At 40.9% G+C, this 14633-nt stretch carries 8 protein-coding genes; 3 read left to right on the top strand and 5 right to left on the bottom strand.

The genetic code is table 11. The annotated features are described in order from the left end of the window. Position 1 precedes the first annotated feature (1 nt). From NA59_RS01505 to NA59_RS01490, 4 genes are all read right to left on the bottom strand, one after another. Positions 2-565, bottom strand: coding sequence for a SiaB family protein kinase (locus NA59_RS01505; protein WP_198401027.1), 564 nt, complete (start codon positions 563-565; stop codon positions 2-4). Positions 566-574: 9 nt separating this feature from the next. Next, entirely contained in the window at positions 575-2320 is a 1746-nt protein-coding gene (locus NA59_RS01500) for a PP2C family protein-serine/threonine phosphatase (protein ID WP_044406879.1), read from the bottom strand. A gap of 634 nt (positions 2321-2954) precedes the next feature. Beyond that, positions 2955-5663 (bottom strand): bifunctional diguanylate cyclase/phosphodiesterase, encoded by a 2709-nt coding sequence (locus tag NA59_RS14130; RefSeq protein WP_052501378.1) that lies wholly within the window; start codon positions 5661-5663, stop codon positions 2955-2957. Then, positions 5660-7858, bottom strand: a complete 2199-nt coding sequence (locus NA59_RS01490) for a methyl-accepting chemotaxis protein (protein ID WP_044406876.1) — start codon at positions 7856-7858, stop codon at positions 5660-5662. The genes NA59_RS14130 and NA59_RS01490 overlap by 4 nt, the downstream gene beginning before the upstream one ends. A gap of 748 nt (positions 7859-8606) precedes the next feature. Here NA59_RS01490 and NA59_RS01480 point away from each other — a divergent pair. Genes NA59_RS01480 through NA59_RS01470 form a run of 3 tightly spaced genes read left to right on the top strand, consistent with a single transcriptional unit; the run spans position 8607 to position 13211 of the window. Beyond that, entirely contained in the window at positions 8607-9344 is a 738-nt protein-coding gene (locus NA59_RS01480) for a response regulator transcription factor (protein WP_232504008.1), read from the top strand. Between the two features lie 19 nt (positions 9345-9363). Continuing rightward, positions 9364-11253 (top strand): 7TMR-DISM family protein, encoded by a 1890-nt coding sequence (locus tag NA59_RS01475; RefSeq protein ID WP_083944834.1) that lies wholly within the window; start codon positions 9364-9366, stop codon positions 11251-11253. Then, positions 11250-13211, top strand: coding sequence for a 7TM diverse intracellular signaling domain-containing protein (locus NA59_RS01470; protein WP_044406864.1), 1962 nt, complete (start codon positions 11250-11252; stop codon positions 13209-13211). The genes NA59_RS01475 and NA59_RS01470 overlap by 4 nt, the downstream gene beginning before the upstream one ends. 5 nt (positions 13212-13216) lie before the next feature. On the opposite strand, the gene NA59_RS14125 is transcribed toward NA59_RS01470, so the two are convergent. Beyond that, entirely contained in the window at positions 13217-14416 is a 1200-nt protein-coding gene (locus NA59_RS14125) for a sensor histidine kinase (protein ID WP_052501377.1), read from the bottom strand. Between the last annotated feature and the right edge of the window lie 217 nt (positions 14417-14633).

Raw genomic sequence — 14633 nt, 5'->3', positions numbered from 1 at the left:
TTTAATTCTCCAGTTCTTTCTTTTTAGCAATATTTGCAGTCAGACTAAACTCAAACTTATCGTTATCAATAGGTTTGAATTGATATTCAAAATAGCTACAGCGCTTCGCGATTTCATAAAACCCGATCCCGCCCCCTTTGGCATGCACGTCCCTGCCCGACTTACGCACCTCTCGGTAGCGCTTTTTAATGGCATCTACATCCATAGATTGAATCTCAATCAACTTAGGCTCAATTTTTTCCTTATCCTCTCGCAAAACAACATTCTGCGCCTGAACATAATACCCAGATCCACTGGTGTATTTACCCACAACAATTAAGCCTTCTGGCTTGGGCTGATGGCTATCATCCCATTGAGCGCGGGAGTAATTCATAATGTTTTGTGCCATTTCAATAAAAACAGTGTAGATGTGCGTTGATTCACTTATCCCTAATCCGCCATGCTCAGCCTCTTTTTCTAATGAACTTGTCATCGCTGAGATAACAGTCTGTGACAAAAAGCCGGTATATACCAAGAAGACAATACCTTCACTGTCAAAAATGTTTTTTATCGCACTAATATTCACACTAAACTCCTATTTCGGTATAAATCCAATAATAGTGACATCATCATTTCTAATTTCATCACTTTGATAAAGCCCTAACTCCTTCTGCAGCACGATTTGCTGCTCTCTGATTGACAAATGCATAGTTGAAACCAGTGCTTGCTCATATCGTCTACGACCGAATGGAAAGCCCTTGTCACCGCCATTCTGATCAAGATAGCCATCGGTCGTCACATAAAAACGCATCCCAGGTTTGACACACACTTCATGCTCGCTAAATTGGGTATCCGAGGCAGTTTTTTTATAACCAACGGAATGCCTATCCCCTTTAATCATGGTTAAGTTTGATCCATCCCAGTAATGTAAGGCCGTTTGTGCGCCTGAAAAACGAATAATATTTTGTTGCTGGTTATAATAAATAGCGGCACCATCAAATCCGGCATTACTCACACTATCCAAGCTTTCTTGCTTGAGTAGCTTTTTAAGTGTTTGATTAAAAAGTTTTAAAATTTGGTTTGGCTGCACTTCGTCATGACTGTGCTGAATTTGGGTTACAATTTGCTGTTCAACCGCTTTCACCAGCATCGTTACAAACGCACCGGGAACCCCATGCCCCGTACAATCAATCACCAACAACAAACTTTCATCGTCATTACGCAGTTTGCTGAAAAAATAAATATCACCACCAACAACATCTTTAGGTTCCCAAAAACAAAAGTAATCACTAAACGTAGATTCAAATAAGGTATTATCTGGAATTAAGGCATGCTGAATAAGCGACGCATATTCAATCGACTCGCGTGTTCGCAAATGCACTTCCTCAATCGTTTTTTTAGCCTGTTGTAAATCCGATAGCAACTCGCTACGACGGTGGATATCGTTTTCAATATTGGCCGCCATTTCATTGAACGTATGCGCAACCTGCTTTAACTCGTCCACCGCTTCAACCACTATGAGTCGTGATTGATACTCACCCTGTCCAAATTTACTGGTGACCGCAATCATTTTCTGCATAGGCTTGAGCACATTTCGCCGCACTAAAACCATTAACAACACCATCAAGCCAACAGAGACAAACAACATCAATGCGGCATAAAAAATACGATTCATTAAACGCTGTGTCATCACAGACACTTGATCAGCTGTACGCTGGATGGCCGATGCACTTAAGTGTTCGACCTGACCAATTAACTGGCTATTTAATTTCAAATAGACTTCACCGTTCACAAGACTTGCGGCATAAACAAGATTTGGCTCACCATCATCAACAAAGTCGCCTATAACAGGGTCATACAGCCCTTGCGTTGCCGCAAACGCTACACTTTCAATTTCAGCCATTTCGCTAGAGGTTTCCAAGATTTGTTCGGCAATTTTTTGCTCTTCCACGCTAAACTGCATCGACAGTAATAGCGCATTCAACGCTACACCCTTCTTACCTTGCATTTGATGCTGAATGTTTCCCGCCATCACATCGGCCCAATATTGTGCGCTATAATTTAAAGGCTTGGATTTCTCACCATTGCGAATACTGATCAAATCATAATAATAAATAAGATATCTTGTTTCACCTGAACTAGTATAAGCTCGTACAAATTGACTCAGCTGCTGCACATCTTTTTCAATTGATGTCGTGAGCTGAACAGTTGATAAACGTTGGTTTTGAGCTGCTTCGGTCATTCGATAATCATGCTGAATTCTATTTAACATCCATCCATTCGTAATCAATGCAAATGACACACTTCCAATAAAAACAAAGCCCAATTTAGTCAGTTTCATTCATTTTCCAATTAGCCCTGTATTCATAAATATGCCAACTTAAGGCTTTTAACGCGACCGAGAAGCCTGATAAAACAACACTGAGAAGTTAAAAACCCTTTACGATATGAACAAATTGTAGCGAGCCAACATCTCAAAAAAATCTCAAACCCGAAATTTTGCAACATTTCACATAGCACCCAGGGCAAACCCATCTAAAATAATATAAAACTCATAGGAATAGGTATGATTAACCTCGTTCCCATACTGTGCGTCACTGCCATTAAACTGCCATTAAGTTAAGAAGAAAACCGTCATTGCGAGGAGCGCAGCGACGCGGCAATCTCTCAAGGGCGTGCGCAGTCTGCAACAGATTGCCACGGCCTTCGGCCTCGCAATGACCCATTTCTTTTACCCAGAGCCGTCATCCTGCGCAAAGTCGCAGGATCCAGCCACTGGCAGCAATAGACCCTGCGGCTTCGCGCAGGGTGACAGGGCAATGAGGGAAACAAGTCCAGTTGCCACTCATTTCTTAACTCAATGGCCGTGACGTTCAACGTGGGAACGCGAACTGGTTGTAAGTTGTTAATTTATTATTTACTCAAGATGCGTTTGTCCTGACATAGCACCCTCTTTTTAACTGACTTTGAGACATTTAGGGTTTAATCAAATAAGTCATAAAATCGCTATAACTAAGGGGTTTCGAAAATAAATAACCCTGAAATCCATCACACGCCATATTGAGTAATGCATTCATTTGCTCTTGGGTCTCAACCCCTTCTGCAATCACATCCAAACCCAGTTCTGCACTCATCTGAATGATGGTTCTCGTTAAGGTGTGCGCACTGGTATCACTAAGCAAATCTTGAATAAAACTTCGATCAATTTTTAACTGATTCAACGGCAAATCTTTAATACTCAGTAGCGACGCATAACCTGTTCCAAAGTCGTCCATTGAAAACTGCACACCCAACTTTCTCAAGCGCTGCATTTTATCCACTGAATCTTCAATATCCATCAACATCATCGATTCAGTCAGTTCTAACTTTAGATTTTTTGGGTCAAACACATACTCCTTAATGTACTCTTGAACATGTTCAACAAAATGCACTTGATGAATTTGTTGCGCACTAATGTTTACCGCTAGGGTTAGATGTGCTAAAGAAGCATTTTTTTTCCATTTCGCTAAACTTCTAACCGCTTCATGCAACACCCAGTCACCAATAAGAAGAATCAACTCCGATTGTTCAGCTAGAGGTATAAACTCCGCAGGCGATACCAAACCACGCTCAGGGTGATGCCATCGTATGAGCGCTTCGGCACCGATCACCCTGTTTTGCGCATTGAGCTGCGGTTGATAAAGTAATTCAAACTGATTGTTTTCAATGGCGCTTTTCAAATCCGACTCTAATGCTAATCGCTCTTCAATTAAGGTCTGCATTTTTGGGTCAAACAACTTAATTGTATTTCTACCCGCTTGCTTTGCTTGATACATTGCACTATCGGCTTTACATACAATATCTTCTGCCGTGCCATCTTCATGATCTTTGAATAATACAATGCCAATACTCGGACTCGAAACATGCTCAAAATGATCAAACTGATAAACGCTAGACAAGGCTGCACGGATTTTTTCCGCCAACTGCTCAGCTTCATACGCGGCCTTATGTTTTTCTTGGCTCAACCCCTCAGCCAACACAATAAACTCATCACCACCGAACCTAGAAATGGTATCAACCTCTCGTACCGATTGCTTCAAACGGCTTGCAACCTCAACTAGCAACTGGTCGCCATAAGCATGGCCTTTTGTATCATTTAAAATTTTAAAACGATCAAGATCAATAAATAACAACGCTGCAAAATGCTCAGATTGATGGCTCGATGCGAGAGCATGTTCTAACCTATCCATGAGTAAACGACGATTTGCCAACTGTGTTAAATGATCAAAAAAAGCTAATCGGCGGATTTCAGACTCATCCGCTTTAGACTGCGTAATATCAAAAAAAGCACCAACATAATGCGTTACCTTTTGTTTTTGATCATAAACCGCACGGATTGATAAACGCTCAATATACTCTTCGCCATTTTTTTTACGATTCCATATTTCACCCAACCAATATCCATTCCGTTTAAGCTCTGTCCACATGAGCTGGTAAAACGCTTTACTCTGTCTGCCTGAATTTAAAATAGCGGGCGTTTTGCCAACCACATCTATTGACAAATAACCCGTTAACTGGCTAAACGCATCATTCACTCGAATGATCATCCCTTGTGCATCAGTGATCAGCACCCCTTCTTGAACATTAAAGGCCGTCGCCGCGACGCGTAAATCGTCTTGATGACGCAACAACCGAAATACAACAAACCCCAAAAGCAACAAAAACAAACTAGAAAAAAGTACCTGCAAAGTAGTATCTAGCACCAACTTGTCAAGCATCGGTGCCGGAGAGAACGCAAAAAGGTAACTGATTAATTGACCCTCAATATCATGAATGGGTATAAAAACCGCCAACTGTGTTATACGATTTACCTTTTGAGACGCTACAAACGGCTCGCCTTTTTCGAGATACCTAGAAAGGACATCTATGCGACTCAACTCAGCGCGCATCTGATTCATATATAGACTAGGCAAGGGCGTATTATGTAAGCTTTGTCGCGCTGGGTCCTCCATCACCCAATTGAGGGCCAGTTGGCTTGGAATGAAATAGGTAGATAGACGTTCAAACACAGTATCTTGTGCATCACGCGCGAAAATAATCCCAAACTCACGTCCAAGATCAAGCTGACTCATATCTCGGCGCAGCGTTTCGAACTGCGTACTTATTTCAACTGCGCCGATATGCTCTGCTTGGATAAAAAGTGGAAAAACACTACGAAATCCGGGGACAACTCGACCCAATTCAAAACCATGAATAGGTTTCATTAATTCATTCGCTTTTCTAAAAGAAGACCTCACCTCTGTTAAGTCGTCACCGAAGTGCGTAGGCGAATGTAATCGCAATAAGCTTTGGTTATTTGGCAATGTAAACTGAAATTGAAACACACCATTACGCCGCATCTGCTGATAGATTATCGCCACCTCTTGATAGAGTGCGTCTCTTGCTTGATTGCGCATTGTGTCAAGATGTGCCGCCTTAACCCAGTCTAAAATAATTGGATTTTGAACATAGGTTTCAAAATAAGCCTGTTTCGATTGCTGATGCGTTTGCACCGTGGCGCGCCAAGCTAATGAGACCTCTTGTATTTGACGATCAAAATACAGTTGCTTTTCGATCTGATAACGTTGATTAACAAACCAAAAACTAAATAACCAAAGCAAGACTAATCCAATTGCCGTTGCTTTATGTAAGCTGATGGTTTTCATTTAATCAACCTTGATTTAGTCTTATTTGTTTCAAAAAACGCTATGCTTTGATTCAAACTACTTGCTTGCTCGCTTAAACCCAATGATGCACGAGTAGCCCGCTCAACTAAGCCTGCATTCTCTTGACTAATCCGATCAATGCTGTTGATAGCCTGATAAACCTGCGCGATACCTTCAGCTTGTTGATTAGAGGCCAATGCAATTTGCTGAACCATTTCAGTAACCTGATGTACAGATAGCGTCACTTGACTTAATGCCTCACCCGCTTGACCCGCCACTCGACTGCCACGCTCAATTTTTTTCACGCTTTGCTTAATAAGCTCACGTATGTCCTTAGCTGCGTCGGCTGACTTTTGAGCTAATCCTCGCACCTCAGAAGCCACCACAGCAAACCCTCGCCCATGATCACCCGCGCGCGCCGCTTCTACGGCCGCATTCAGCGCCAGTAGATTTGTCTGAAATGCTATACTGTCAATCAGGCCAACAATGTCAGCGATCTTATGACTAAAATCCTGAATCTCTCCCATTGCAGCAATCGCATCCTGCATCACTAATTGGCTTTGATAAATATCTTGTTCAACCTGTAAAGCCACTGTTTCCGTTTCAAGTGCATTTTGTGAGTTATGCCTGACCACATGATTCATTTGGGTCATAGTTGCCGCTGTTTGCTCCAAAGCACTTGCTTGTTGTTGAACCCGAGAACTGAGCTCTTGCGCATCATTAGACACTTCCTCAGCCTCAAGGTTAACCTGATAGGCAACCTCTCTTACCTCCGATACAACTTGACTCAACTTGTCGGTAGAAAGATTTATTGCCTGAGTTAAGTCTGACAAATCTCCCCGGTAGTGCCGAGTAATTGTTTGTGTTAAATCACCCTGACTTTGTGCTCTCACTACACAAGTAATATCGGTTATTGCGCTGTGCAGCGTTTCAATAACACGATTGACACCCGATTGAAGGTGTTGATAAAACCCTTTTGCCTGCGAATTAACCGCCATCGGTTTGAACTGTCCATGCGATATATCCTCAATCACCGATTTTAATTGGTTTTCGATGTGCACTTCTTGTGTAATATCTCGCCATTCAACCATTGTGCTACAACGTTTGTTATTCAGCCTAATAGGTGTAATGATTAAAAGAAAAGACAAGCCGCCTATATGTAGCTCCGTAACCATTCTGGTTTTAATCTGATCAAGCCGCGCTCTTATTTCTTCAGGGTGGGTATGAAAAATATCAATATTTGAACCCTTGACGCTATTAACCTGAAAATGTGGCAATACCGTTTTAAAACAGGCTTCATTTTCGCCAAGCATCTCTAACAATGAACGATTAACATAGCTAATTTGATAAGCCGCATCCGCTAACATAATGCAACTCGTCGCCGAATCCAATGCTTGTAACACCGCATCGGATTGTGCTTTCGCCTCCTTAGCCTCCTGCGCCATCCAGCCGAGCCTTACCACGGCTGGCTGCAAGCATTCGGATAATGTGTCCAATAAAGAACCCGTGCCTAAGGTAAAGTCTTGGCGCACATAACCATTCGCCAGATCGACTAATTTATGTTGAATCTGTTGCACTTCACTTTTATAAACAAACCGCCACCGATACCCACTAAATACCGATAAAACAAGAAAACCAAGCACAAACGGATAGACTAAATCCGGTGAGCTAAACAATCCAAATCCGGCACTTAAAACAGCCGCCAACCCACTCCATTGAAAAACATTTTTAGATGAAAACCATCGACTTAATGAATTTAAAACACTATGCGGCTTACCACGCAAAAGCATCAAACGACCTTGTTCTATTAACCTGTAAGCTTCAACAGCCTGATTAATTTCATCTCGCTTTGCGGGAAAACGTACGGACATATAGCCAGTTATCTTCTGGCCTTGTTTTAGAGGAGTCGCAAACGCTTTAACCCAATAATGATCGCCATTTTTTCGTTTATTTTTTACAACCTGTGACCAGGGCTTCCCACACTGTAAGGTTTGCCACATATCTCTAAAAACCGCAGCGGGCACATCTGGATGGCGTAAAATATTATGAGCCTTACCAATTACCTCGTTTCGAGTTAATCCAGCCGCTTTTAAAAAACTGTCATTACAATGCAAAATTGTTCCATTCAGATCAGTTGTAGACACTATCACCATTTCATCGGACAATTTAAACTCTTTTTGCGTAACCTGATTCACACACCACCCTAAACCTATTTAATACTCTAGTAAAAAACCAACATTCGCAAATATACAATTAAATTAATAACTTAACTTATTCAACTATTTAGTACAATCGAATAAAACCAATTGAACTTTAATAATCTCGCTAGGAGCCAGCCGGACTAAACTAGTCGAAACGAAAAAAAGTCTGGTTTACCTTCACTTTCTTCGATTGAATCAGTTTTTATGCCGCCGATTGGCTTTAGTCCGACAGGCTCCTATACCTTAATGATTATATAAAAGACTTATGTGAACGCCTGACACCCTCTGACACATTGGCGCTAAACCAAAGCTATAAAAGTCTCACAACGAGACCTTTGCAAAACCCGCTACACGTTATTGGCGATTAATACCTTTAAATTTGCATGGATCAAATTCTAATAGGAAAAAATCTCAACAAAATCTTGAAAAAATATTCACGTAAAAAAAACAGCTAAAATATAACTCCCATTAACATTTTTAGCAGGGCAAACGCATCTTAAATAAATAATAAATCAACAAGTTATAACAAATACGCGCTCCCACGTTGAACGTCATTGCCATTAAGCTTAGAAAATGCCCGTCATTGCGAGGAGCGCAGCGACGCGGCAATCTCTCAAGGGCGTGCGCAGTCTGCAACAGATTGCCACAGCCTTCGGCCTCGCAATGACGTGTGATTTTTTATATTATTTAGATGGGTTTGCCCTGACTTTTTTTGTTTGTAAGATTTTTGTAAGACTTTTGTTTGTTAAGCTTATTTTTGGATAGAACGAGACTAGAGAAAACACAAATGAATGCAACACAATCACAAGCAATCAATGTATTAAACCAGCTAAACGTATTATTTGCCGATGATGATACGATTTTACGTGATACAATTGGAGAAACCTTAGGCATGTTTTTTAACCAAGTAATTTTGGCTAGCAACGGTGTTGAGGCTTATGAGCAATTTCAAAAACAAAGCGTGCATGTGGTCATTTTAGACATTAGCATGCCATTGCTAAATGGATTGAGTGTTGCACAAAAAATTCGTGAGCAAGATGAACAAGTACCTATACTCATTATGACTAGCTATAAAGAAGAATCTCAACTCATGACGGCGATTAAGCTCAACCTTGTTGATTACTTGGTCAAACCCGTAAATTTTCAAACTTTAAAAGATACCCTCATTGCTTGCGCACAACAGGTTACTAAGTCTGGTCGTTTATTACAAACATTTAAAAATGGGACGGAGTATCACATCCTAAGCAATACGGTAATTAGTGAAGAAGGCCGGTTTACACTTACAAAAAATGAACGACTATTTTTAAACATACTACTCAAACGCCGTGGGCAATTGATCCGCATTGATGAAGTTGAGTCACAGCTTGGTGATGAAGACTATTCAGCCGCAGGATTGCGCAACCTTGTCTATCGTCTACGAAAAAAGCTGGGAAAGGATGCGATTGTTAGCGTCAAAGATCTCGGTTACTTAACGCCCTAAATACCAACTGAATAAGCGCATGCTCACAGATCGAGTAGCCTGGGGTTGGATTCTAAAATTTATAATTTTATGCTGGCCTTTACAGGCCCATTCAACCCCAATCCTTGTTGTTAATTCACTCCAAGGTGACCACCCTACTCTTGATTATATGCAATGGCAGTTTACATCTCATGCGGATACGGATTGGCAAACAATACAGGAATCCACCGCATGGAAGCCGTTAAAAAACACGCGTCTTGGCTTTCAATTTACGCCTATTTTTACACGATTAGCGATCGTCAACCTATCTTCAGAACCCCAGCGTTTTATTCTCTATAATCCTTATGCGGGTATGGATAAAATTGATGTTCTCCTTATTTTTCAAACGCAAGGCGCTATCAACAAGACGGCGTACTATGAACTCGGCCTACATCGTTCCGTAAAAGACCAACCTATTCCTCATCAATTTAGCACGCTCTTGCTTATTCTTGAGCCAGACCAACAAGTAACCTTATATACCCGCTTAGAAACACTAGGCGCTTACCAAGTCGATTGGCGCATAACTGACCCGAAAACCTTTTCCAAACAATCTCAATCCAAAACTTTACTTTGGGGTATTTTTGGCGGATTAATTTTGTTTTTTGTCATTTATAACTTTTTAGTTATGCGTCAGATTCATCAACAAGCTCTGTGGCCCTACATCACTTTTGCACTCCTCTCACTTTACTATCAATATGCTACCAAGGGCATACTCCGATTTGATCCAACTGGGCTTAGCATTTATTTAGTCAGTTTAATGACTTGGGTGACCCCATTTTTAATACTCGCTAGCTTAACCTATTTTTCAATTCTCTTTTTCAACACAAAGCATCATCTACCTCGTTTACACAAACTACTTCAGCTGGCTATTTTGATCTACCTCATCGCATTTTTTGCCCATTTAAGTGGCCTAGTCCAGCTAATGGGGCACATGATACCGGGGTTAACAATTGCTTATATTGGATTCACTCTTCCCGTTGTCGTCGGCATTATAGCCCTGCGTTACAAATTAATAGGTGCTGGTCTCTATTTGAGTGGGCAAACCGCTTTAATGGCAGGACATTTAATACAAATTATGGTTTTAGAAGGACTGCTGCCTAACAACCAATTCACCTCGTTTGCAATTCCTATCGGGGTGCTACTTGATTTATTCTTTTTATCTCTAGCCTTTGCCCATCGTATTGCTAAACTAAAACAAGAGCATGAACGCCAACGTCAATTAATGATTGCACAATCACGCTTTAGCTCTATTAGCCACGCTTTTGGCAGCATTTCCTATGAATGGCGAGTACCGCTAGTACAATTAGGATCACAACTCACCGAGCTTGAAACCCGATTAGTTCAACATCCTGGCAAAAACAACCAAGCTACAATAAACAGGCTTATTGATAAAATGCAAGTCAGTCTTCAAGGACTCAATGACACCGTATATAAATTTCTTAACCTTTATACCACTGATAAAAAAGCCAGTTCATTTGATGTGAGAAAACGCTTAGACGAAGTGTTCAGCCTCATTAAAGGCAAACAAGCTTGGAGCATGACCACTTTTGACATTTATGCGCCCCAGCCTATTCAGATTCTCAGCTACCCCAATACCTTTTCTCAGGTATTAATGTTACTTCTGGATATCGCAACAAATATTCAACAAACACCACAGAGCGTGCAAATCCAGCTTGAATTAATCAATCAACAGATGATGTTAAGCATTAAAAATATTGCTTGGGAAATGACAGATCCAGCGCAGACATCTTTAAACGCGATAACACTAAATACAGCTCAGGTACTTGTTGAAGATAAACTTGATGGCCATATGAGCTATTACATTACCAATCAAATGCTTCAAATTGACTTACTGCTTCCTTTATCCGTTCAATCAGGTCGAAACCAATGAACAATGCTATACGACGGATCTTAAGATCTCCAATATGTACCGGTTTAACTATTTTGCTATACAGCACAACCGGCTGGACCAATACATTATTTTTAGATGGCACGCAAAGCAAAATAAGTGCGACAGAATATATTCAGTATGTAATTGATTCGACACACACCTACACGGCGCAAGATATAATCCAATTGGATGCCTGGAAACCACTTGAAAAAAGTAACCTTGGTTATATCAAAAGCCCTATTTGGACGCTGTTGACCATCCAAAACACCTCCGAGCAAACTCAAAACCTCATTCTATACAACCCCCGAGCGGGCATGGATCACATCCAGGTAAAGTTAATAAAAAATGACCAAGCAGCTAACACATGGTTATTAGGTGACCTATATCCAGCGGAAAATCACCCGATCATCCATCGCTATAGTGCCATTCCTATATTGCTTGAACCAAATCAAAAAATGAGCATTCTATCCGAGTTAAAAAGCACAGGACCAGTAGAAGCTAACTGGATCATTAATAGCACCGCAGAATTTGCCTATACCAACATTCAAATCAACTTCATATGGGGATTACTATTTGGGCTGGTTTTAATGTTAACCATTTATCATTTAAATTTATTTGCTAGTTTGAAAATGCCTGCGCTTTTTGTATTTATTGGCATGGTTGTTTTTGGTGCAGTTTTTCAAATTGCGATTAATGGCTTTCTCAGAAACATCGCACTATTTGAAAATTGGCTAGAAATGATTAACCTTAGCCTCTGGATTTTTTATGCGCTTTCATTAGTTTTTCTAGCGCTATTTGCGATTACTTTCTTTGAAACCCGCAAGAACATGCCATTTTTACACCGTGTATTGGTCGGTTTGATTTTAATTGAAGTATTTGTGATCATGTTTTATTTATACGCTATTTTTCTCAATCCCAATTTACTGGTGATAAACAAAACGCTTCAAGTCATTGCTGTGATTGCAATGCTGATTCCATTTTTTGTTGCATTTGTTGCTATACAACTCAAGCTCTCCGGGGCACACCTTTATCTTATTGATCAATTTGTTTTGGTTCTTGCCAACTCGATACAAATTGCGACACTTACTGGTGTTATCACACTCACACATTTCAGCGCACTGTTACCTGCACTGGCCTATGTGAGCCACACCATTTTTATAGCATTAGCAATAGGACAGCGCATTAGTGTCATGCAGGCTCAACATAAAAAACAACAACTCGTGTTACTATCTCAAAATCGAAGCGCCAACATTGGTCAAACATTTAGCAATATCACCCACCAAGCTAAGCTCCCCCTAGTGAGGCTAGGTAGTCAACTGTGCTTAATACAAACTTTAAATCAAATATCCAATGACAAAAATCACGCTCGCTTAAATGCAATCTTACCAAGTATGCGCCAACAGGTTGACATACTTCAGAATACAGTTGATGACTTCAAAAACTTCTATAATGTAAAGCCGCACGTTAATTCAAACGAAATAAGCAAAACAACGCAAAAAGTTCTCGACCTGTTAAGCGGAAAAATCAGCATGACTCGCACAAAAATTCAATGGATAAAGCCCTCAGGTGAAATCAGCATTAAGACTGATACCGGTGCTCTATCACACGTATTAATGATTTTATTAGACAATGCGTTAGATTTTCTTCTTGAGCGCAAAATTGAAGGCTCAACACTCACCATGGGCTATGATTATCTCCAGCCCCATGTCATTATTTGGATAGAAGACGAGGCTGGAGGCATTCAAATTAAACCCATTGCACGTATCTTTGAAAATTTTGTCAGCGACAAGCAACAAGGCGGCATTGGCATAGGCTTAAGTATTGCAAAACTGCTTACAGAAGAGCGACTATTCGGCCACATAGAGGCCATAAACACCCCTCTTGGCGCTCGATTTACACTCCGCTTAACACCTTATGCAACCGCTGAATTAAACATAAACGCGTCAACAGCGTTTTAACCGGATTAAGGCGGTGCATCATTCATCGGGTCACGTTGAAGTGGCAATACAAAGCTAAACTGGCTACCCTTGCCTAGCTCACTTTCGATCTCCAACTCAACCCCCATCATGGTAAGAAACGCTTTGACTATCGACAAACCAATACCCACCCCACCAAATGCACGACCATCTGAGTTATCAACCTGGTTAAATGGCTCAAAAATAGCCGCTCTATCCGCTTCTGCTATACCAATACCTTGATCGATCACACTAAATCGAACCCAAGCCGTTTCACTCTTCCAATTATCAAACGGGTGATCAGGGCTAGCTTCGATTTTCAGCTCAACACAGCCTTCTTTAGTAAACTTAATCGCATTCTCAATGAGGTGTTCTAAAACCTTAACAATTCGAACAAAATCAGCTTTGAAAGCAAGGTTGAAAGGGATAAAAAGCATTGGCAAAAACTTAATTTTTGGTGGAATACGATCAAAATAATCAACACTAAATAACTCTTTAAATAGCATTTGCATGGTAAACGAGGCCTCTAAAGGCTTGACCTGGTGCGCCTCAAGACGACTGAATAATAAAATCTCTTGTAGCAAACGGGTTAAATGCACAATTTGCGACTTTGCGATCTCTAAACGCCGGATTGTGTCTGGTTCTTTAGTGCTTACCAACACTAAATCGGTATATCCCGAAATCGCATTTAGCGGCGTAAAAAACTCATGGCTCATATTCGAAAACATTTGCACCTTGGCCTTACTCAAGTGATTTATTTCTTTGAGCGTTTCATCGAGCTGATGCTTAGTTTGAATATAATCAGTAAGCTCGGTATGTACGCCTAGCAAGCGCTTAGGCTTCCCCGCTTCGTCGCGAATAACCTGACCACGGCAGCGTACCCAAACCCAATGCCCATCAAAATGCTTATAGCGCACCACTTGATCATAAGGATGGGTTTCATCAGCCAAGTGTTTTTCAAAATTTTCGTTTGCAATTTTTAAATCATCAGGATGAATAATATCTTGCCACTCATCTGGATTATGTGTCTTTTTCGCCGGATCATAACCCAACACCTGCCAAAACTTTGGACTCATCCATTCTTTTTTAGGTGCTTGCAAATCCCAATACCATAGGCCATCTAATACATTCTGATCTAAAAATTGAAGCAAAAATCCTGACTGAGCCAACTCGTCTTGTAACTCTTTTTCAAGATAATGCTTAATCATGTAAATTACCCCAATACCTCAATAAAAATAAATTGTGCGAATTATAACAGAAATGTAAATAAAAAAAGCCCGCAAAAGATAACTTATGCGGGCTCGTGCTATCTATTAAAAAGATAGCCTTATGGCTGGCTGGCTGGCTGGCTGGCTGGCTGGCTGGCTGGCTGGCTGGCTGGCTGGCTGGCTGGCTGGCTGGCTGGCTGGCTGGCTGGCTGGCTGG

The organism is Thiomicrospira microaerophila, assembly GCF_000934765.1.
In the GTDB taxonomy this organism is placed as follows: Bacteria; Pseudomonadota; Gammaproteobacteria; order Thiomicrospirales; family Thiomicrospiraceae; genus Thiomicrospira; species Thiomicrospira microaerophila.
This window is presented reverse-complemented; position numbering and strand designations above follow the sequence as displayed.

Excerpts from the sequence above, each read along its gene's own strand:
- NA59_RS01500 (WP_044406879.1), bottom strand. The coding sequence starts at position 2,320 with ATGAAACTGACTAAATTGGGCTTTGTTTTTATTGGAAGTGTGTCATTT.
- NA59_RS14130 (WP_052501378.1), bottom strand. The coding sequence starts at position 5,663 with ATGAAAACCATCAGCTTACATAAAGCAACGGCAATTGGATTAGTCTTG.
- NA59_RS01475 (WP_083944834.1), top strand. The coding sequence starts at position 9,364 with ATGCTCACAGATCGAGTAGCCTGGGGTTGGATTCTAAAATTTATAATT.
- NA59_RS01470 (WP_044406864.1), top strand. The coding sequence starts at position 11,250 with ATGAACAATGCTATACGACGGATCTTAAGATCTCCAATATGTACCGGT.
- NA59_RS14125 (WP_052501377.1), bottom strand. The coding sequence starts at position 14,416 with ATGATTAAGCATTATCTTGAAAAAGAGTTACAAGACGAGTTGGCTCAG.